This window comes from Alteribacter lacisalsi (assembly GCF_003226345.1).
Classification (GTDB): Bacteria; Bacillota; Bacilli; order Bacillales; family Salisediminibacteriaceae; genus Alteribacter; species Alteribacter lacisalsi.
In genome coordinates, this window is sequence record NZ_PDOF01000002.1 from 377655 (window position 1) to 396725 (window position 19071).

A 19071-nucleotide genomic window follows, 5' to 3' on the forward strand; every position below is an offset into this window, starting at 1 on the left:
GGGCGGACCTTGACAATACTCGAAACCGAAAGGCTCTATTTAAGAGAATTGGAAATGGAAGACGCCGAAGCGTTAGCCCGGGTCCTCTCAGACCCGGAATCGATGCAGTACTATCCTGAACCATTCAGTCCGAAGCGGGTGAAGGGCTGGATTGAGTGGAACCGGGAAGATTACAAAAAGTACGATCACGGATTGTGGGCGGTCATTTTAAAAGAGGGAGACGTCTTTCTCGGTGACTGTGGGATTACCATGCAGACAATCGGGAATGAAACCGTACCGGAGATTGGTTATCATATAATCAAAGCTTACTGGAATCAAGGGTATGCCACCGAAGCGGCGAATGCCTGCAAGGAGTATGCCTTTGATGTTTTACAGTATCCCCAGGTGTTTTCCTACACCACTGCTGCCAATATCCCCTCGAAGAAAGTGGCCGAAAAAATAGGAATGAAGCCATACAAAGTGTTTGAGAAGAACGGAGAGAAGCAGATCGTGCAGGTAGTGCGAAACTGGTGCGAAACGGGGACGGTTCTCACTTAACATTTTAGCCGTGGTGCCGGGATGCAAAGTGAGAACCGTTCCCACTTTTCAAAAAACATTGTAAAAGTCTTCTCTGCAAAAGAGAAGGCTTTTTCTTATGAAACTGAAAAGCTAAATATTCTAAAAAGTCTGTTGACTTATAGAATATTGAATCGTATACTGAATACTGTATCCAGGATTCAGTATTCAGTATACGGTATACAAAAATTAAGAGGAGGGGTTTTATAATGGGTGCTTTAGACGGTGTACGCGTGCTTGATGCATCACAGATTATGGCCGGACCTTACTGCACCATGGTGCTCGCAGATTTAGGTGCAGAAGTCATCAAAGTTGAAAAAACGAATGGCGGCGATGACTCAAGACAAATGGGGCCCTATATAAACGAGGAATCTACCAGTTTCTTTCAGATTAATCGAAATAAAAAAAGCATTGCTTTGAATCTAAAGACGGATGAAGGGAAAGAGATTTTTTACAATCTGGCAAAGGAGTCGGATGTGATTGTAGAGAATTTCCGGCCTGGGGTGACTCAGTCACTGGGAATTGACTATGAAACGATGAAAGGAGTCAATCCGGAATTGATTTACTGTTCAATCTCCGGCTTCGGTCAAAGCGGTCCCTACTCACACAAAGGAGGTTTTGATCTGGTTGCACAGGGGATGAGCGGCCTGATGAGTATGACTGGTGAAGAAGACGGCAGACCCTTGAAATCAGGAATTGCAGTCTATGATATCGGAGCTGGAATAACGGCAGCCTACTCGATCATGGCAGCGTACATTCATAAGCTGAAATCCGGTGAAGGCCAGCATCTTGATATTGCCCTGAGTGAGATTGGCCTGCCTTGGTTTACCTGGGAGGCAGCTGCTTACTTTGCTGAAGGGACGATTCCAAAAGCAACCGGTTCAAGGCATAGGGTTTCCGCACCTTATCAGGCGGTAAAAGCCAAAGATTCCTATATGATGCTCGGTTGTGCCAATCAGAAAACATGGGAGAATTTCTGCATGAATGTTGCAGAAAAGCCGGAATGGATCACTGAGCCCCGCTTTGAAACGAATACACTGCGACATGATAATGTTGAGGCTTTAGAAAAGGAAATTGAAAATGTGCTATCCAGTAACAATGCTTCATATTGGATTGAAAAATGTGAACGTGCAGGTGTACCAGCCGGACCGATTAACAATTTTGAAGAAGCCATGCAAAATGAACATTTTCTTGCCAGAAACATGGTGGAAGAAGTGGATCACCCGGTAATCGGAAAGATGAAGATGATCGGGATTCCAACAAAGTTCTCGAAAACACCTGGTGAAGTCAGATTCGCCTCTCCTCTGTTTGGTCAGCATACGGAAGAAATTCTTAAATCTATCGGGAAATCAGAAGCAGATATTCAGTCTTTAAAAGATAATGGCGTGACTGCAGCAAGAAATGTAAGCGAATACAGGAAGGCCGAGAGTGTAACCCGGTAGTCAGTGAGAGGAAATACTTTTAGCGGATGACCTTCCGAATCCTGTTCCTGGACAGGCAGTATCAAATGAAGGACAGAAAACACCAGATCATCACAGTCCATTCACGATTTTGATAGCTGAAATGTGATACGATAACGTTAACTGTATCCAGGATTCAGGATACTTCAAAATTGGAAGGGGTAGGTATTATGTCAGCACTATCAGTATCTCAGCCTTTATATCAGCAGGCTTACGAAACCATTAAAAAATCAATTCTATCAGGTCAGTTAGGACCGGGATCCAAGCTTGTTACAACGAGGTTGGCAGAGCAGTATCAGATCAGCAGGACTCCGCTTCGCGAGGCCTTGAGACAGCTCCAGGTAGAGGGCCTTCTTGTTCTCAAACAGAGCCATCTTGAAGTCGTCACATTGGATAAGAATGATTTTGCAGAGTTATCTCAATGCAGGCTGGTACTCGAAAGAGAGATCATTAGCTACATTGTTGAAGGCATTAAAGATGAGCAGATCAGTGAAGTAGAGGCCGTCATTGAAGAAGCAGAGAAAGCGTGCGAAGAACAGGAAGCTCTGAGGCTTCTGGAATTGAACTCCCAATTCCACAGAATGCTCTATGAAGTCTGTTCAAACAAGCGTCTGGTACAGCTTCTTGATCAGGTTAGATCGCTTCTGTTAATTTACAGAGCCAATACGATTATCAATCAACATGAGAACAAAGAAATCCTGGCTGAACATAAAGATCTTTTGGAAGTAATAAAAAAGAGAGATTATGAAGAGGCACTGGCGTCAGTTGAAAAACACTTGGAGAACGATATGAAAAGAGGAGAGTCAGTTATTGAATAAAGGTTTGCAAGGAAAGTCCTTGCAACAACACATTGAGGAGGACGTGCTATGAAAAAGTATCTCATGTTATCTATTTCCTGTCTTATTGCATTCACATTAACAGCCTGTAATGACAATGACCCCGCAGCCAATGCAGGTGTTGATGAAAGTAATAGTAATGATGAGGCGGGGAACTTTCCATCCAGGGATATCGACATTCTCGTAGGGTTTGGAGCAGGAGGAGGGACGGACAACTTTGCCCGTGCCGTTGGACAGGAATTGAGTGATATTCTCGATGTTAATGTGAATGTGATCAATCAGGAAGGAGCAGCCGGAGTCATTGCCGGAGAACACGTTGCTTCCCAGCCCGCAGATGGTCATACGATCTGGGCAATTTCTTCCTTTCCGGTAACCTCTGCAAACGGAACAAATAAGAACGATCTTGAAGTAATGAAGCCGATTGCCAGGGTTCAAAATGATACGTACACCCTGCAGGTTAAGGACGGAACCTTTGAAACTGTAGACGAGTTAGTGGCTCATGCCGAGGAGAATCCAGGAGGCATTCAACTGGGTGGAGTAGGGACACTGGGCATTAATGATATTTCCGCACGAAGCATTATGGAAGAAATGGGTATTGACATGAATTACGTATCCTTTGAAGGTGCAGGGCAGATGCACGCAGCCCTTTTAGGCGGCCATATCGATGTCATGCTTGAAGCATTTGCACCAACTATGCCTCAAATAGAAGGTGGAGAGATTGATCCACTTGTTGTTTTCGCAGAAGATCGAGTGGATGCTTTTCCTGACGTACCTGCCAGTGCAGAAAAGGGATGGGATTTCTACGACGGTGTTGAACGTGGCTTTGCCGTAAGGAGAGATACACCAGAGGAAATTATTGAGAAGATTGAAAGCGCTGTCAGAGAAGCGGTGGAAACGACAAGGTATCAGGAGTACGCTGCAAATTCCTATCTTGATCTAAGAGACGGATGGCTGGATTCGGATGAGTATGAAGAGAGACTTGAGACAATTATTGAAGAATATGCCCAAGTGTTATCTGAAATAGAGTAACAGTAAAGGAAGGAGTATTCTTGGCTCCTTCCTCCTCAAAAGCTGGAGGGGAGAATATGAAAGGGAATCTAATTTTATCTGTAATTGTCATAATCTTTTCGCTTTTCTTTCTATACCATTCGGTGAACCTGCCGTCTTCTTCGACTGCAATACCAGGTCCGGGAGCCTGGCCGACGATGCTTCTGATCATGATGGTTATTCTGGGGCTTTCTCTCTTAGTCAGCACGATTAGAACAGCCAGAAAAGGAGAGGTCGTTAGTAAGGAGATCCAAGCAGAAGCGGGAGACGAAGCTGCGGAAGAAGATTTTGTTCCCAAAGTGGTATTTCCATATCGGTATCTCGTTCTCTTAGGCATCGCTGTCATCTATCTGTTTCTGGTTTCGGGCATTGGTTTCTTACTGGCGACTCCGCTGATGCTCGCAGGTGCTGCTTTCCTGCTGGGAATGAGGAAAGTGTGGTCTCTGGTCACTACCTCAGTCATGGGGAGTGCAGCGGTCATCGTAATCTTTATTGTGATATTGAATATCCCGTTGCCAAGAGGCTTAGGTGTCTTCCGGGAATTAAGCTACTTGATCTATTAAACATAAACAGATAGGGGGGAGGATGGAATAATGTTAGAAGGACTAATAGAAGGGTTGTTTACTGTTATCCAGCCCATACATCTACTGGCACTGTTTGCAGGGGTCTTTATAGGATTTTTAGGAGGGGCTGCGCCGGGGATCAGCGGAACAATGCTTGTGGTCATTTTACTCCCGATTACCTATAGCCTGGATGCGACTTCAGCATTTCTGATGCTTACTGCCATTTATGCGGCTTCCGTGTTTTCAGGTTCTATAAGTGCAATATTATTCAGAACCCCGGGAACTCCCGAGGCTGTTGCTACAGTGTTTGACGGTTACCCTATGGCTAAAAAGGGGAACCCGGGAAAAGCGCTTGGTGTCGCGATCTACAGTTCTGCTATAGGAGGGATTCTTGGCACTCTTATTCTTATATTTCTGACTCCGGTGCTGGCAGGATTTGCACTTCAGTTCTCCTCACCTGAATATTTTGCACTTGCTTTGCTTGGTTTGACTGTTGTTGCTTCTTTAAGCGGCAAAAACCTGTTGAAGGGTTTTATAGGAGTTGGTTTTGGTCTGTTTATTGCAACGATCGGAATCGATGCAATATCTGGAACCCAAAGATTTACATTTGACAATAGTTATCTCATGAGTGGTATTGGTTTGGTTCCTGTTCTCATAGGACTGTTTGCCATCTCGGAGGTTCTCAGGAAATCACAGGAAGATCACAGTGTAAAAAACAGTATGAAAAAAGTGAAGCAGAAAATGCTTGATACAAAGCTGTTCAGGAGTCTTTCGGGAACGATAGGAAGATCTTCACTCTTAGGGACTTGTATCGGTATTCTTCCTGGAGTCGGTGCAACCACAGCTTCGATGCTGAGTTACAGTGAAGCCGTTAGGTGGTCAAAAAAGAAAGAAGAGTTCGGTAAGGGGAATCCGGAAGGAATAGCAGCTCCGGAGTCGGCAAACAACTCTGCTGCTATGGGGGCTCTTGTACCTTTACTTTCTCTAGGAATACCGGGCAGTGCTACAACAGCCATTATTTTAGGCGCATTTATCCTGCATGGCATGCAGCCGGGTCCTATGCTGGTTACCACACAACCTACCCTGGTTTATTCGATCTTTATCGGTTTATTGATTGTAAACGTTCTTATTATTATTTTTGCCAAACCTTTTATTGCAATGTTTTCCCAGACACTGAAGGTGCCCTACACAGTGATGGGACCGATTATTCTACTGCTTTGTATTATTGGAAGCTATGCAGTGAGAAATTCAATGATGGACGTATGGATTATGCTCCTGTTTGGACTTATCGGATTCTTTCTAGAGAAAAACAAATTTCCTCTTGCTCCGATTGTCCTGGGCGTCGTACTTGGACCGTTGGCAGAGCAGGAATTCCGCAGATCCCTTCAGATGGCAGGGGGGGACATGTCTATATTCTTTAATCGGCCGATCAGTGCTGTCCTGATCAGTCTGGCTTTCATCGCTGTAGTGGCTCCAATTATTAAAAAAATGCTTGATTCCAGAAAGAATACGAACGCCAAGGAGGATACCAATGTCTGAACAAAAGAAGGATCTGATTCTAACGAAAGAAGGAAGTATTGCGACCATCGTGATAAATAGAGCTGAAAAAAGGAATGCTCTCACACATGAAATGTGGAAGGACCTTCCGGATCTCCTTAATGATGTGGAAGAGGATGAAAACATCAAAGTGCTGATTGTGAGCGGAGCCGGTAAACAGGCGTTTGCTGCCGGAGCCGACATCAGCGAGTTCAATACGCTGAGGGCATCAGCTGAGGGTGCCAGAGTTTATAACGAGGCTACCCAAAATGCGGAAAAAAAGCTGGAACAATTAAGTAAACCTACAATTGCCATGATCCAGGGGTTTTGTGTAGGGGGAGGACTTGAAATCGCCCTTGCCTGCGATTTCCGTTTTACATCTGATACCGGGGTGTTTGGCATCACTCCGGCTAAAATCGGAATTATTTACAATTTAGCAGGTACAAAAAAGCTTGTGGACCTGGTAGGCCCTGCAAGAGCCAAGGACATTTTGTTCTCCGGCCGCATGCTTGATGCAGAGGAAGCCTACGAGATCGGACTGGTTGAAAGATTGTACGCTGAAAGTGAACTTACTGAAAAGACATATGACTATGCGAATCTTCTCGCCTCAAGGGCACAAAACTCTATCAGGGGTCTAAAAAGAGTCATAACTGAAGTGGAGTACGGAGCGGTGGTGGAATCGAAGGAAATTGAAGACCTGATCCTTCAATCATTTGACTCAGATGAGTACCTTGAGGGCGTTAAGGCATTTCAGGAAAAAAGAAAACCAGTATTTAAGTGAGGAAATGTAAGCCACTGATTTAAAAAGGAGTGGGAAAGATGAATAAGTACAGCCTGAAAAAGCGAATTCCTTCCATAGAAGCTTCAGCCTATGTGGCCCCAGGTGCCCATATTATTGGAAATGTGACTCTGGGAAAACAATCCAGTATCTGGTTTAATGCAGTGCTGAGAGGTGATGAGGAAGCCATTGAGGTGGGGGACGGGACCAATGTCCAGGACGGCACGATTGTTCATGCAGACCCGGGTTACCCGGTAAAGATCGGTAAAAACGTCACGGTTGGCCATAACGCAACCATCCATGGCTGTATCATTGAAGACGGCGCTTTAATTGGCATGGGGGCAACGGTGCTGAATGGAGCTGTCATTAAAAAAGGCGCTGTAGTTGGTGCGGGAGCATTAGTACCGGAAAACAGAGTCATAGAAGAAAATGCGCTGGCTGTAGGCTTGCCGGCCAGACCAATCTCGAAGCTCAGTGAGGAAGAAAGCAGGAAAGCCCAAGCGGGAGCAGATACTTATATAGCCAGAGGAATTGAATATAAAAATGAAGGTATCTAACGCCTTTGTTATGATCTTTGGTTTACCGAATCAGAATCGTGAGAGGAGATTGGGTTAATGACGACAGAAACAATGTCCTATCCTCATGTTATTGGGGAAGATCGGACGAAAAATCAGGAAACTATCGATGTAGAAAATAAATATGATCAACGTGTCTTAGGTTCTGTTTTTCGAGGGGGGAAAGAAGAGGTTGATCGTGCTGTAGCTGCAGCAAGGCAGGCCTTTGAGCAGTCACAGCTAACCCCTTCAGAGCGAGGGGAACTGTTAAGAAAGGCAGCTGAATTGTTCAGTGAGAAGAAAGAAGAACTCGCACAAACCATTACTGCAGAGGTAGGAAAGGTAATACGTGATGCGCGAATGGAAGTGGACAGAGGCATTCAGACGTTTCTTGCTGCTGCAGAGGAAGCAGGTCGGATTACAGGCCACACGGTCCCCATTGAGAATCAAAAAGGAAACGAAAACAGACTTGCGTTTACGATCCGGCAGCCGGTCGGTGTCATCGGAGCGATCACACCTTTTAATTTTCCATTTAATCTGACTGCACACAAACTGGCACCTGCACTTGCAGCAGGAAATACAGTCGTGCTTAAACCAGCCGAAAAAACGCCATTAAGTGCCATGATGATGGTGGACCTTCTCCTTGAAGCGGGATTTCGGCCGGGAACAATAAATGTGGTGAACGGGTATGGTCACGAAGCTGGTGACGCTCTTTTAAGACATCCGGATGTGGACATGTACACCTTTACCGGGAGTCCCGATGTAGGAAAAATTATTAAAAGTACTACCGGGATCCGGAAGGTGACGCTGGAGCTAGGAAGCAACGCCCCGAATATTGTCCATTCCGATGTTGACGATCTGTATGAAGTTGCAAAATCGTGTGTCGAGAAGGGTATGATGCATAATGGTCAGGCGTGTATTTCGGTGCAGCGGATTTATGTGCATGAAGACCGTGCTGATGAATTTCTGAGGTATGCCAAAGAGGCAGCCGAAGCCTTGGAAGTTGGAAATCCTCAGGACGATGATACACGAGTCGGGCCCCTTATCGACGTTAAAAGTGCTGAACGGATTGAGGCATGGGTAAATGAAGCGGTTTCCGGAGGAGCACGGATCATCAGCGGAGGTCGAAGAGAAGGAGCTATTTACTATCCGACTGTACTTACCGACGTTCAACCGGATATGAGAGTGGTTTGTGAAGAAGTATTTGCGCCGGTTGTAGTCGTTGTTCCATATTCAGATATTCAGGAAGCGATCCGTCAGGCGAACGATTCCCGTTTTGGATTACAGGTTGGCGTTTTTACCAAGGATATTGATCTGGCCATTCATGCAGCGAAGAAACTTCGCTATGGAGGCATCATCCTCAATGACGTGTCGACTTTCCGAGCGGACACGATGCCCTACGGTGGAATTAAAGATAGTGGAGTAGGAAAAGAAGGGCCGAAGTATGCGATTGAAGAAATGACAGACGAAAAAATAATTGTCATAAATGCGAAGTAAGGGAGCCGGAAACTATGAGAGCAACCTGGAAGGTAAATTTTACGGAAACTGTTGTATTCGGAAATGGCGCAATCAATGAGCTTCCGGATCTGTGTGATAAATTTAATGCAAAAAACATCGTAATTGTAACAGATCGTGGCATTAAGGATGCGGGGATTCTTCAAAAGGTAGTGGATACTTTTGATGAGTCGTATCAAACCTTTGTTTATGACAGGGCTGTACCGGAACCACCTGTTGACAGTGCAGTTGAGTGTTTGGAAGAAGCAAAGAACTATATGGATGTGGACCTGATTGTCGGTCTTGGGGGAGGAAGCAGTATCGATCTTGCCAAAGTGGTCGCTCTACTTCTCCGGTACGGCGGAGAACCAGCAGATTATTTTGGAGAACACAAAGTTCCAGGGCCTGTGGCCCCTCTGATTGCGATCCCAACCACAGCAGGCACAGGATCGGAAGTAACATCGGTTACCGTTTTGACCGATGTGAAAAACAAGATGAAAACAGGTATTTCCGCTAACGAACTCCGCCCGAAAGTGGCCCTGCTGGATCCGGAACTTACCCTGAAACTCCCTGCATATGTGACAGCGTGTTCAGGAATTGATGCTCTCAGTCATGCGCTCGAAGCATATACGGCGAAAGACGCCCACTATATTGATACAGACGATGAGCTGCTGTTTCAAGGTGGGAACCCGATTAGTGATGCACTGGCGCTTCAGGCAATTAAATATATTTTTGAGGGGCTGGTACTCGCGGTTAACCAGGGCTCAAACATTGAAGCGAGAAGCAAGATGCTGATGGGCAGCCTGCTGGCTGGTCAGGCATTTTCGAATGCTGGGACAGCCGCGGCTCATGCTCTTGCCTATCCGCTGGGCGGTATTGTCAAATCGCCGCACGGAGAGTTGACAGGCTTACTTTTGCCTCATGTTCTTAAATATAACCAGCCGGTTATTAAAGAAAAGCTTGCAACAGTCGAGCGTTTTATTTGTCCTGAAAGTGGTGTACTTAGTGAAGAAGAGGCAGGCTGCCGATTTATTGAAAGAGTGGAGCAGCTTCTGGAAGAAATTCAGCTTCCGTCTTCTCTCTCGCAAATTGGCGTAATGGAAGAGGACTTGCCCGAAGTTGCAGAGAAAGCACTGACAATTGATCGGCTTGTCCGAAATACGCCACGAGTGCCAACGAAGGAAAGTTTTGAGAATCTTTTGCTTAGTGCTCTATAAATAGGTTCTTTTAGAAGCCCGGAAGGTGTTGTGCCTTTTGGGCTTTTTATTTTGCAGAAAACTGAAGAACGCCGCCCTTTCTTAATGGATGTTCGGATCGTATGGCACTTATGAAATAAAGGAAATCAATGATAATTATAGAATGTCAGTAATAGCTCAAATTTATTAAATTTAGAACATATAAAAGGAGATCAAACTATGGCACACATGAAAGAAATTTTATTAGATCAGTTTCTGGCCAATGCGAATGACCCCAGCTGGTATCTGTCATTTTCACAGGCTGTTGAAGGTTTATCGGAGGAAGAGGCATTCTGGAAACCTGCCGAAGACAATCATAGTATAGCTGAAATCGTTCAGCATCTCATTTACTGGAATGAAACGTGGCAAACAAGATATCAGGAATCTGATGTTCATGCCGTTCCGCCTATTGGCGATAATGACAAGAGTTTTGTTCTTCCGGATAAACAAAGTTTCAATGATTTAAAAGAGAGATTACTCATGGTTCTTTTACACTGGCAGGACCTGCTGACTGAGGAAAAGCTCGATAGTGAAGTCAAAGGATTCCCGGAACCGGCTAAATGGTACGAATTACTCGGAAATGCCATTACACATAATGCTTACCATATTGGTCAGATTGTTTTTATAAGGAAGTTACAAAAGTCCTGGAACCGTATGTAAGTAAGCTACTTTCTATTTATCCTGATTCTGATCTTTTAATCTTCTAATTTTGTGAGAGCAACCTTAGTAAAACAGCCGGAATTATAAAGCAGGAAAGGGTGAAAAATCCAATGACCGTTATATATATCACAGGCCTTTCCGGCACAGGGAAGACTGCCGTGCTGAACGAACTGGAGCGTGCCGGTATGGAGACCGTTGACACAGACATGGGGTATACGGAACAGGTACCGCTGGAGGATGACGGACGGGAGTGGCTGCTTAACGAGGAAAAACTCGAAGCGCTTCTGAACCGCGAGCGCAACGTACCGCTGATTATTTCAGGCTGCTGCCGAAATCAGGGGAAGTTCTACGATCGATTCGATGCCGTGATTCTTCTCCGTGCCGAACCGGACGTAATGATGAAACGGGTGGCAGAACGGACGAATAACCCTTACGGAAAGTCGCAAGCTGAACAGGCCGAGATCCGTGAGAGTATCACGGAAGTTTTGCCGCTCCTTGAGAAAAGCTCGGATTTCATCGTCGATACCGATCGCAAAACACTGGCTGACATCCGGTCGGAAATTATGAAGAAGTACCTGTCGTAAAGTGGATTTTCCGCTATTTGAAACAAGGATATTCTTCACTTTTGAACAAGTGGCGCAAAACAAATGTTAGATGATATCGGTAAATTAGTCGCTGAATAGCAGAATGAGATATCAGAATTAAATGAAAAAAGAAGGTTGATAAAATGATATATAGAAGAAAAACGTATAAGATCAAGCCTGAAAAGTATATTGCACAGATTTGAAGATAAGACCTTGTCTATACTACTTGTATGAACACTTGAACCTCTGCTGAACGTCATTTGCGCATTTTCCGCAGGCGGGCCTCAATAAGTGTGAAACCTTTATGTTCAAGATTATACGAGTTTTTATAGCATTCTTGGCTAATGGAATACTCAGTCTTTTTAGGATAGTTCATTAATTAACACCGTGATATACTGGTGTGTAAATATATTACAATGGAGGTTTTAAATGAAAAGAGCCACCTTACTTCTAGCGGGTATCTTCATGTTAGCAGCTTGCCAAAACAATAGTTCAGAGGCAGAGGCGGGCGCGGGTTCCTCGTCTGCCGATGGTTCGGCAGGGAATGGCGATACTTATTTGGATTTTCTTCCTCATGCGCCTGCAATTAAAATCTTTGAATTTGAAATGGACGGGGATGGCGAAACATATTACATGTATCACGCCAATGTGGAGCGTTCGAAAGACTCTGTGGATATAAACACTATTGAGCACTACTCCTCACAAGACAACTCGGTAGCAGTAAAGAGTCAAAATAAAATAGATGAACAGGTTTGGTTGACGAGTAAATATTTAAGCAAAGATGAAGGGCATAAGGACAATATCGTTGAGATGAACATCGCCGACTACGATTTTAGTGACCCTGAAAGAATAAGGGATAGAATCAGGTTTGATATTTTGTTCCAAGAAGGTATGTATGAATATCGAGATGCTCATGCGGAATATATATACACCTTAGAGCGAGACGTTAACTTACCGGAAAAAGCAGAGTACAAAACGGATGACTTTGGTGAAATCATTCTAATTAAAACAAAGACACTGCTTCCTGAAGGGGATTCTTTCATAATGTGGGATTACATGGCTCAACAATTAGGATCCGTCCATATTCAAATCGAAGACGAAGTGGAAGAATTTTTTGAATTCGTTTTAGTAGAATACGAGGTTTTGGAATAACGTTAGATCAGTCGTGTGTAAACATTTTGCAACATCGATTAAAGACTGGCTTAATGACATTAACTTTCTGTATCCGGGCATGTATATAACCGTAAGAACGGACCACCGGCAGGTCTGATGGTTTTTGAACTCAACAGGTAATAAGAAATGCCAACTTCATTCAAAAATTCAGTCCTGCAGGAAAAGGGCGACAACAAAATGGGTTTGGGCATTTTCATATGTTCTGAAGGTGGCAATAAAGAAACCCTGCAATCAACATTTTTTTACTTGTGAAAGGATGAGACAAATGAACGCAGCAGATATTTTAAGAAACGATTTACTGGCTGAGCTTGAAACAGGGATCCGGTCGATGGAGGGCTTACTGAGAAAGGTGGAGGCAAAGGACTGGGATTATCAGCCGGCAGACAAGATGAGAAGCTTGAAAGAGCTTGCAAAACATATTGTCTCCATTCCCGAAGTGGACCTTCATATTTTTCAGGAAAAAGAGCAGGCAGCAATTCAGGAGCTCGAAGCAAAGTACGACCAACTGGAATCAGGCGAAGACATGATTAAAGCGATGCACCAGGGGTTTGAAGAGTACAAAGCATTTTATCTGTCTTTATCTGAACAGGATTTTCTGACGAAGAAAACTAAGCCGTTTTACCTTGAAGAAGGGGAAACGCAGGCACGCTGGCTCGTTGAAGAAATTTCCCACCTCTTCCATCACCGCGGGCAGTTTTTCAACTACATGAAACAGCTCGGGTACGATGTGACAATGTTTGATCTTTATGTGTAACGAGGTGTTCGATGAATCTCACGGAGGAATCATTACGGGATTTAATTGACGGAAGAATGGTAGGAAATAAATACCCTTACGATACAATGGATGAAAAAGAGATTACAGCACATATGAAGCGGTTGTTTTATCGTATGAACCGCATTCCTGATTTAGTGTGTGAAGCGGAGTGGGATCATTTTGGCAGTGGATACGCTTCTTTTGTGGAATTTTTCTGTTACCGGAAGCAGGATGTTACCATCCTGAATGAGAAAAACGGAATGAAGGAGATTGAAATCAAGGGGATCATTGTAGACGTATGCCGCCTAGCCCCCGCAGCGATCATGGGTGAAGATGTCAGAACCAGAAAGCTGCGTGTTAAAACGAACGAAGAAGTCAGCGGGGCATATGGTTCCTTGATTGACCGCTCAGGGGAATTTCATGTAAGCCGGAAATTTGAGGTAACCGCCCGGCAATTGGAACGAGCATTAAGAGAATTTGATTATGAACTCTTAAAACCTGAACAACTGTACCAGTCACTTCCATTTTCGACCAAAATACCGACCATCTATCGGAAACCTGAAGAGTATATAGTGCTGGATGCCTTATTTTACTGGGAGGATTAAAATTCTCACTGTTCCTATTTATTGAGTTTTGATCCTCCACCAGTACTTTCAAGAAGCAAATTGGGGACGGTTCTCGCGTAACATTTTAGCCGGTGTGCTGGGATGCAACGTGAGAACCGTCCCCGTTTGTTAAAACAATAGAAAAGAGGCTGATTTAGTAGTTTTAATATCCAGGTAAATACGAGAGTCCGGCATAAAGTATAGTGTAGCTACAAAAAAATAATAAAGGAGGAAAAAATAATGCGTGATGGCAGACAAAACAAGCCATATTATCCAGGTAAAAAGAATACGATTCTACCGAATTCCAGCAACAAAAAAGTAAAACCTGATGCGATTACGGATGCTTATATTAAAGTTCCGGTCGTATTAGGAGAACAAAAAGTGCAACTTGACATGACATCAAAAATCGAGTTTCCGGAGCCGGTTCTTGAAATCAAAGAAGTCAAGAAAAGCCTTAAAGTAACACAATGTCGCCTGCTTCTCCCTACTAACAAGGTATTTATTAAAGGATTTGTTAGAAAAAACATTCAATATGCGACACCTAAAAAATCAGACTTGTATAAAGTGGTATCAGATATCCGCTCTATGACTGTAGATATTCCATTCGAAACAGTTACAGAAATCGACTTTATCAATGAGCCGTCCTTTAACACTCATCCTCATCGCAGGGAGTTCACTTATTTAACTGAAAGCAAACTGCCGAAAGGCTTTGCTCAGAAAGATAAGCTTATGTCTGCGGACTTCTCTGAATTTGACCAGGTAAGCGGAGAATACTTCAATGAATTACCGTACTGCGAATTAATCGCAAGTGAATTTATTGAGTACGATGAAGCACTCGATCGCGAAATGGGAAAAGTATTCAATCAGAGAGGTCATCGGATGGATGCTCCATTTGAAGAAGGAACATTCACCACGATTCAGGAAAAAATGGTTGTATACGTCACATTTAAAGTTCTTCAGCTTCAGCAGGTAAGTGTGAGCGGACACAAAAAGCATGATGATAAGCATGATAATAAGCACGACGATAAGCATGATCACAAAGATAAAGACAAGCGGAGAAGATAATATCTTTTTGTGAAAGCAGTCTTTTATTAAACCGTACCTTAATAAATATGGGTACGGTTAATTATTTTTATTGATTCTATAATTGGCTTTATTTCCAGGCCGGCCTATCTCTCGGCTAAAGTAAAATTAAGGATGTTTGTGAGCTTGTTTTATAATACCTGGATCTGTTACAAAGCAAGACGGAACGCTTTGAGCTACGGTGTATATTGGACCGTTTCTTTCATCAGAGGAAGGTAACGGCCCGTGCCAACTCTTACGGCTCTCATTCTCAGGTAAAAGCATTCTGCATCGGGATCTCTGTGCAGGGTTTCCAGTTGAAGCTCATTAGACCCTCCAATGCCTGAAGTTTATTTTAAAGCATTCTTGATCTGGCTGAAGTGGTGCTCATCATGATCTTTGAGTCCCTTCAAATACTGACTGAGAGACAGGGTGGTTTTTCCAATAGTAAAGGTTCTCTCCCATTTTTCATCGGGAATTTCTCCTACCGCCTTACATAATGCCGTTCTAGCGGAAATGAATCCATCGATTGTTTTCTCCTGGGAATCCTCTCTTGCTTTGGAGGCAGCGCGGTGATTGGTTTCTTCAGCGTCCGGACCTTTGGGGAGCTCTTCAGTGGAAAAAAAATAAGGTAAACGCTGGTGCAAAACGAATTCATCCCACGGGACGAAATGGCCAATCACTTCGGCAACCGTCCATTTTCCTTCTCCAATCGGCGTCCGCCACTCATCTTCGCTCACGCTCTTCAACGAATCTGCAAAGGCGATTGAATGGTTGTAATGGGAAAGTATGTCTTTTTTATGCTGGTTCATACGATCATTCCTTTCTTTCACATAAGCTTTTCTTTTATAGCTGTCTGTACTGTTCAATATCCTGAGTGATCTGGTGAATGGCCTGTTCCCAGAAATCAGTATGGGCCAGGTTTATGTCAAAATGCTTCTCAACCAGCTCCTCAAGAGGGAGCAATCCAGTCTCACTTAGGAATCCCTGGTACTTCCGGGTGAAGTGAGGATCTTTTTTCGCGCGATCCAGAAGGCCGATGCTTAACAGAAACCCGAGTGAGTAGGGGTAGTTGTAAAAAGGGACGTTTGCCTGGTAGAACTGGACATATTTTATCCAGATAAAAGGCTCATACTCACTTAAACTGGAACCGAATGCTTCTTTTTGAGACTGCAAGGAAAGGTGCTCGAGCTGTTCGGCATCCTTGGGGCCTTTTTTTCTGGCTTCGTAAAACCGGTTCTCAAATAAGAAGGCACCTCTGATTGCCATCAGGTAATTCAGACTCCGTTCTATTTTGGCTCCAAGAATGGCTTTTTTGACCAGTGCATCGCTGGTATTTTCAATTAAGTGATCGATATAGGCCGTTTCAAAGAAGATCGACGCCGTTTCCGCTGTCGTCATTTCAAACGTGTCATCTGAAAATGTCAGCGTAGGCGCGTTTTTCATTTGCTTAAAATGCCAGGCGTGGCCCAATTCGTGAGCAAGTCTTCTTGCGCTGTCTATGCTGTTGTCGTAATTCAGTGAAATCCGTGATTCATCTTCCGGCATAAACGGGGCGCAAAAGCCCCCGGGCGGCTTCGTATCACGCGGATCTGCATCAACCCAGCCGCTTTGAATCGTTTCGTTGATAAAGGTACTTTGGTTCCTGTCAATAGGCGCGAGGGCATCAGAAATGCCTGAAACTGCCTCGGGGAATGGAATTTCATCAGAGGTCTCCTGAGAGGACGTCATCAAGTCATGCCAGGAGATTTTTTCTTTTCCTGATTCCCGGGCTTTGATATTTAGATAAACGGTAAGCCCAGGCAGACTGCGGTCAACTGCAGTCCACATGGCATCGAGTACCGGCTTTGAAATACCGTTTACTTTCAGGGATTCTTCAAGGTCATCCGTACTCCTCACCTGCTGCTCCTTCAGCCGCAGGTCGACCATGGCATTGTAAATGGAGGCAAAAAGGCCAGCTTGTTTTTCCAGCGTCCGGTTAAGCTCTCTGAATACATGGTTTCGGGTGGAAGAATCTCGGTGAGAAAGCGCTGCATGACTGGATTCAGCGAAAGACAGCTCCGTTTTTTCTCCCGCCAGTTCGACCTGAACGGTTAGATTCTGGCGCGCTTGTGCATAGATGTTTTCCAGGCTGGTCAGTGTTTCTGCGGCAAAATTTGAAACGGTTTCTTCTGTGCTGCTTTTCGAGTCTGTTTTTAAGTCCTTTAAAAAACGCTTTTCTTTAGTATAACTGAACCATTCTTCAAATTGCTCGTCACTCATATGACTGACTTTTTCCTGCTGTTTTGATACGAGGAGACGAATGTGTGATTTTAACGCTGAGATGTTTGTATGTATGGAGGCTAAGAGAGCGGTGTCTGTCTTTTCGGTTGTAAGACAATAGTAGAAGGATTCTGCTGATTCCACTTGCTGGATCAGTTTTGCAAGTGTGTGCAGTTCATTCTCATTGAAGGGGGCAGATTGTTCGTTTCCCTCTAGTGATGCGAGTGTTTCTTTCAGACTGGTCACGTGATTGTGAAACTGTTCCGTGTCCGGCCCGCAGGGAAGAAGATTTGTCAGGTTCCATTTCGATGGAGCAGTGGAAGTTTTCAATTTGGTTTCACTCCTGTGTTTGAAAGCCGGGTTCGGCTGTCTGTTTTGAAAGCTGGGGACGGTTCTCGCTTCACATTTTTTGCCGGAGTTCTGTTTTCTAAAGTGAGAACCGTCCCTGCTTTGCAAACTTTTTTTCCGCTTCTTTCCTGTTTTCGATCGATTGCTTTACGTTCAAATCAATCAAACCGGAATCTGCCTTGAATTTCAAGCTGCATTCTTTAAGGAACTATTCAAGAAATACTGCTGAAAACCCTCTTTTTCAGCAGCGAGCAGGCAGGGTGCTCCTCTACCTGTCTTTTACCGTCTCCATTAAATTTAACAGGTGCCTCCAGCTGCAAGTCAGTTTTTTAAATGTCCTGCTTCGTCTTGTTATCGGTCATGCTGGTTCGATTTAAGATGTGCTTCGATCGCCTCATCTAGCTGCTTTTGCTGCCACTTTCTATTGCATACGCGAACTACTTCCACTGGCTTATTCATCGAGGCAGGTAGTAGGTATTTACCTTCTGTGAAATGGGAATATATAGAACTTTATTTACTGGCTTATAAGCATAAAGCACGCTTTTTGCATCTTCAGTTTATCTTATTTTAAAAAAAGGAAATGCCTCATATGGAAGGAGACAAAAATAACTAGGAGGTTTGACAGATGGCGATTTATAACGTTAGGTTCCACTTTAATAACGATCATTACGAAACAATGAAAATTGACGGGGAATCAAAAGAAGATATTATTGCTCAGATCACAGCTGTAGATGAGAAATGGCTGATTCACGGAAGAACAAAAGAAGCTGTGAATTTAAACTTAGTCACGAGCATTCAGTTTATAGACGAAGAGGACTCAGAATCAGAACAGGAGGCTGCTGCTTCAATAGAGGAAGATTATGAAGAAGAATCAGACGAAGATGCAGAAGAGTCTGAGGAAGAACTAGAAGAAGAGGAATCGGAGGAAGAGGAGGAAGCAGAAGAAGAAGAGGAAGAGGAAGAAGAGGAAGCGGAAGAAGCGGAATCCGAGGAGGAAGCAGAAGAAGAGGAAGAAGAGGAAGAAGAAGAGGAAGAAGAAGAGGAAGAAGAAACGGAAGAAGAGGAAGCGGAAGAAGAATCGGAATCTGAAGAGGAAGCAGAAGAAGAGGAAGAAGAAGAGGAAGAAGAAACGGAAGAAGAGGAAGCGGAAGAAGAATCGGAATCTGAAGAGGAAGCAGAAGAAGAGGAAGAAGAAGCGGAATCTGAAGAGGAAGCGGAAGAAGAGGAAGACGAAGAAGAAACAGAGGAAGACGAAGAAGAAGAGGAAGACGCAGAGGAAGATGAAGAAGAATCCGAAGAGGAAACGGAAGATTCTGAGGATGAAGATGATGAAGACGATAAAGAGGAAAAGAAAGCAGAGTCCAGTGCTAAAAAGAAGAAATCTGGTAAGAAAGCGAAGACAAAGCAAAAATCTTAGTAGTGAGTCTGACAATAACTAAAACGAAACCCTTGGAGATCCTCTTTCTCCAAGGGTTTTTAATGTCATGAACCGAAAATACGATAGTTTATGTTAATGTGTGGTAGAAAACAGGGACGGTTATTACTTTATGTTTCAGCCGGCACAC

General features: G+C 44.0%; 19 protein-coding genes. 17 read left to right on the forward strand and 2 right to left on the reverse strand.

The genetic code is table 11. From position 1 onward, the window contains the following. The first annotated feature begins 9 nt into the window (after window positions 1-9). The 16 genes from CR205_RS13315 to CR205_RS13390 all read left to right on the forward strand — a co-directional run bounded on the left by CR205_RS13315 (window position 10) and on the right by CR205_RS13390 (window position 14899). On the forward strand, window positions 10-537 hold the full coding sequence (locus CR205_RS13315) for a GNAT family N-acetyltransferase (RefSeq protein WP_110520604.1): 528 nt from the start codon (window positions 10-12) through the stop codon (window positions 535-537). Window positions 538-764: 227 nt separating this feature from the next. Beyond that, window positions 765-1997 carry a CaiB/BaiF CoA transferase family protein gene (locus CR205_RS13320; RefSeq protein ID WP_110520606.1) on the forward strand — a complete coding sequence of 411 codons (1233 nt, stop codon included), beginning with the start codon at window positions 765-767 and terminating at the stop codon, window positions 1995-1997. Window positions 1998-2185: 188 nt separating this feature from the next. Beyond that, a complete protein-coding gene (locus CR205_RS13325) occupies window positions 2186-2833 on the forward strand; it encodes a GntR family transcriptional regulator (RefSeq protein WP_110520608.1) in 648 nt (215 codons plus the stop codon). A 48-nt stretch (window positions 2834-2881) separates the two neighbouring features. After that, a complete protein-coding gene (locus CR205_RS13330) occupies window positions 2882-3880 on the forward strand; it encodes a tripartite tricarboxylate transporter substrate binding protein (RefSeq protein ID WP_110520610.1) in 999 nt (332 codons plus the stop codon). A 56-nt stretch (window positions 3881-3936) separates the two neighbouring features. Continuing rightward, entirely contained in the window at window positions 3937-4461 is a 525-nt protein-coding gene (locus CR205_RS13335) for a tripartite tricarboxylate transporter TctB family protein (protein WP_110520611.1), read from the forward strand. 30 nt (window positions 4462-4491) lie between these two features. Then, complete coding sequence (locus CR205_RS13340; protein WP_110520612.1) at window positions 4492-6000, forward strand: tripartite tricarboxylate transporter permease; 1509 nt, start codon at window positions 4492-4494, stop codon at window positions 5998-6000. Further along, complete coding sequence (locus CR205_RS13345) at window positions 5993-6778, forward strand: enoyl-CoA hydratase-related protein (protein ID WP_110520613.1); 786 nt, start codon at window positions 5993-5995, stop codon at window positions 6776-6778. Before CR205_RS13340 ends, CR205_RS13345 begins: the two co-directional genes overlap by 8 nt. A gap of 38 nt (window positions 6779-6816) precedes the next feature. Continuing rightward, complete coding sequence (locus tag CR205_RS13350) at window positions 6817-7332, forward strand: gamma carbonic anhydrase family protein (protein WP_110520614.1); 516 nt, start codon at window positions 6817-6819, stop codon at window positions 7330-7332. A 57-nt stretch (window positions 7333-7389) separates the two neighbouring features. After that, window positions 7390-8826, forward strand: coding sequence for an aldehyde dehydrogenase family protein (locus CR205_RS13355; RefSeq protein ID WP_110520615.1), 1437 nt, complete (start codon window positions 7390-7392; stop codon window positions 8824-8826). 14 nt (window positions 8827-8840) lie between these two features. Continuing rightward, a complete protein-coding gene (locus tag CR205_RS13360; protein WP_110520616.1) occupies window positions 8841-10040 on the forward strand; it encodes an iron-containing alcohol dehydrogenase family protein in 1200 nt (399 codons plus the stop codon). 198 nt (window positions 10041-10238) lie between these two features. Next, on the forward strand, window positions 10239-10718 hold the full coding sequence (locus CR205_RS13365; RefSeq protein WP_110520617.1) for a DinB family protein: 480 nt from the start codon (window positions 10239-10241) through the stop codon (window positions 10716-10718). 110 nt (window positions 10719-10828) lie between these two features. Beyond that, window positions 10829-11302 carry an AAA family ATPase gene (locus CR205_RS13370; RefSeq protein ID WP_110520618.1) on the forward strand — a complete coding sequence of 158 codons (474 nt, stop codon included), beginning with the start codon at window positions 10829-10831 and terminating at the stop codon, window positions 11300-11302. A gap of 429 nt (window positions 11303-11731) precedes the next feature. Next, window positions 11732-12454 carry a hypothetical protein gene (locus tag CR205_RS13375; protein WP_110520619.1) on the forward strand — a complete coding sequence of 241 codons (723 nt, stop codon included), beginning with the start codon at window positions 11732-11734 and terminating at the stop codon, window positions 12452-12454. A gap of 286 nt (window positions 12455-12740) precedes the next feature. Then, a complete protein-coding gene (locus tag CR205_RS13380; protein ID WP_236634832.1) occupies window positions 12741-13229 on the forward strand; it encodes a DinB family protein in 489 nt (162 codons plus the stop codon). Between the two features lie 11 nt (window positions 13230-13240). Continuing rightward, window positions 13241-13834 carry a hypothetical protein gene (locus tag CR205_RS13385; RefSeq protein ID WP_110520621.1) on the forward strand — a complete coding sequence of 198 codons (594 nt, stop codon included), beginning with the start codon at window positions 13241-13243 and terminating at the stop codon, window positions 13832-13834. 240 nt (window positions 13835-14074) lie between these two features. Further along, window positions 14075-14899 (forward strand): DUF3794 domain-containing protein, encoded by an 825-nt coding sequence (locus CR205_RS13390; protein ID WP_110520622.1) that lies wholly within the window; start codon window positions 14075-14077, stop codon window positions 14897-14899. Between the two features lie 347 nt (window positions 14900-15246). On the opposite strand, the gene CR205_RS13395 is transcribed toward CR205_RS13390, so the two are convergent. Further along, the gene (locus CR205_RS13395) at window positions 15247-15708 is read right to left on the reverse strand and encodes a DinB family protein (RefSeq protein ID WP_142669897.1); all 462 of its coding nucleotides are present in this window, start codon (window positions 15706-15708) and stop codon (window positions 15247-15249) included. Window positions 15709-15742: 34 nt separating this feature from the next. Next, window positions 15743-17488, reverse strand: coding sequence for a gluzincin family metallopeptidase (locus tag CR205_RS13400; protein ID WP_110520624.1), 1746 nt, complete (start codon window positions 17486-17488; stop codon window positions 15743-15745). A gap of 643 nt (window positions 17489-18131) precedes the next feature. On the opposite strand from CR205_RS13400, the gene CR205_RS20300 reads away from it, so the two are divergent. Then, window positions 18132-18923: an AAA family ATPase gene (locus tag CR205_RS20300; protein WP_161524779.1), complete on the forward strand. Its 792-nt coding sequence runs from the start codon at window positions 18132-18134 to the stop codon at window positions 18921-18923. Window positions 18924-19071: the final 148 nt, after the last annotated feature.

Bases quoted from the DNA above. Each gene is read 5' to 3' on its own strand.
- CR205_RS13320 (WP_110520606.1), top strand. From the start codon at position 765: ATGGGTGCTTTAGACGGTGTACGCGTGCTTGATGCATCACAGATTATG.
- CR205_RS13325 (WP_110520608.1), top strand. From the start codon at position 2,186: ATGTCAGCACTATCAGTATCTCAGCCTTTATATCAGCAGGCTTACGAA.
- CR205_RS13330 (WP_110520610.1), top strand. From the start codon at position 2,882: ATGAAAAAGTATCTCATGTTATCTATTTCCTGTCTTATTGCATTCACA.
- CR205_RS13335 (WP_110520611.1), top strand. From the start codon at position 3,937: ATGAAAGGGAATCTAATTTTATCTGTAATTGTCATAATCTTTTCGCTT.
- CR205_RS13340 (WP_110520612.1), top strand. From the start codon at position 4,492: ATGTTAGAAGGACTAATAGAAGGGTTGTTTACTGTTATCCAGCCCATA.
- CR205_RS13345 (WP_110520613.1), top strand. From the start codon at position 5,993: ATGTCTGAACAAAAGAAGGATCTGATTCTAACGAAAGAAGGAAGTATT.
- CR205_RS13350 (WP_110520614.1), top strand. From the start codon at position 6,817: ATGAATAAGTACAGCCTGAAAAAGCGAATTCCTTCCATAGAAGCTTCA.
- CR205_RS13355 (WP_110520615.1), top strand. From the start codon at position 7,390: ATGACGACAGAAACAATGTCCTATCCTCATGTTATTGGGGAAGATCGG.
- CR205_RS13360 (WP_110520616.1), top strand. From the start codon at position 8,841: ATGAGAGCAACCTGGAAGGTAAATTTTACGGAAACTGTTGTATTCGGA.
- CR205_RS13365 (WP_110520617.1), top strand. From the start codon at position 10,239: ATGGCACACATGAAAGAAATTTTATTAGATCAGTTTCTGGCCAATGCG.
- CR205_RS13370 (WP_110520618.1), top strand. From the start codon at position 10,829: ATGACCGTTATATATATCACAGGCCTTTCCGGCACAGGGAAGACTGCC.
- CR205_RS13375 (WP_110520619.1), top strand. From the start codon at position 11,732: ATGAAAAGAGCCACCTTACTTCTAGCGGGTATCTTCATGTTAGCAGCT.
- CR205_RS13380 (WP_236634832.1), top strand. From the start codon at position 12,741: ATGAACGCAGCAGATATTTTAAGAAACGATTTACTGGCTGAGCTTGAA.
- CR205_RS13385 (WP_110520621.1), top strand. From the start codon at position 13,241: ATGAATCTCACGGAGGAATCATTACGGGATTTAATTGACGGAAGAATG.
- CR205_RS13390 (WP_110520622.1), top strand. From the start codon at position 14,075: ATGCGTGATGGCAGACAAAACAAGCCATATTATCCAGGTAAAAAGAAT.
- CR205_RS13395 (WP_142669897.1), bottom strand. From the start codon at position 15,708: ATGAACCAGCATAAAAAAGACATACTTTCCCATTACAACCATTCAATC.
- CR205_RS20300 (WP_161524779.1), top strand. From the start codon at position 18,132: ATGGCGATTTATAACGTTAGGTTCCACTTTAATAACGATCATTACGAA.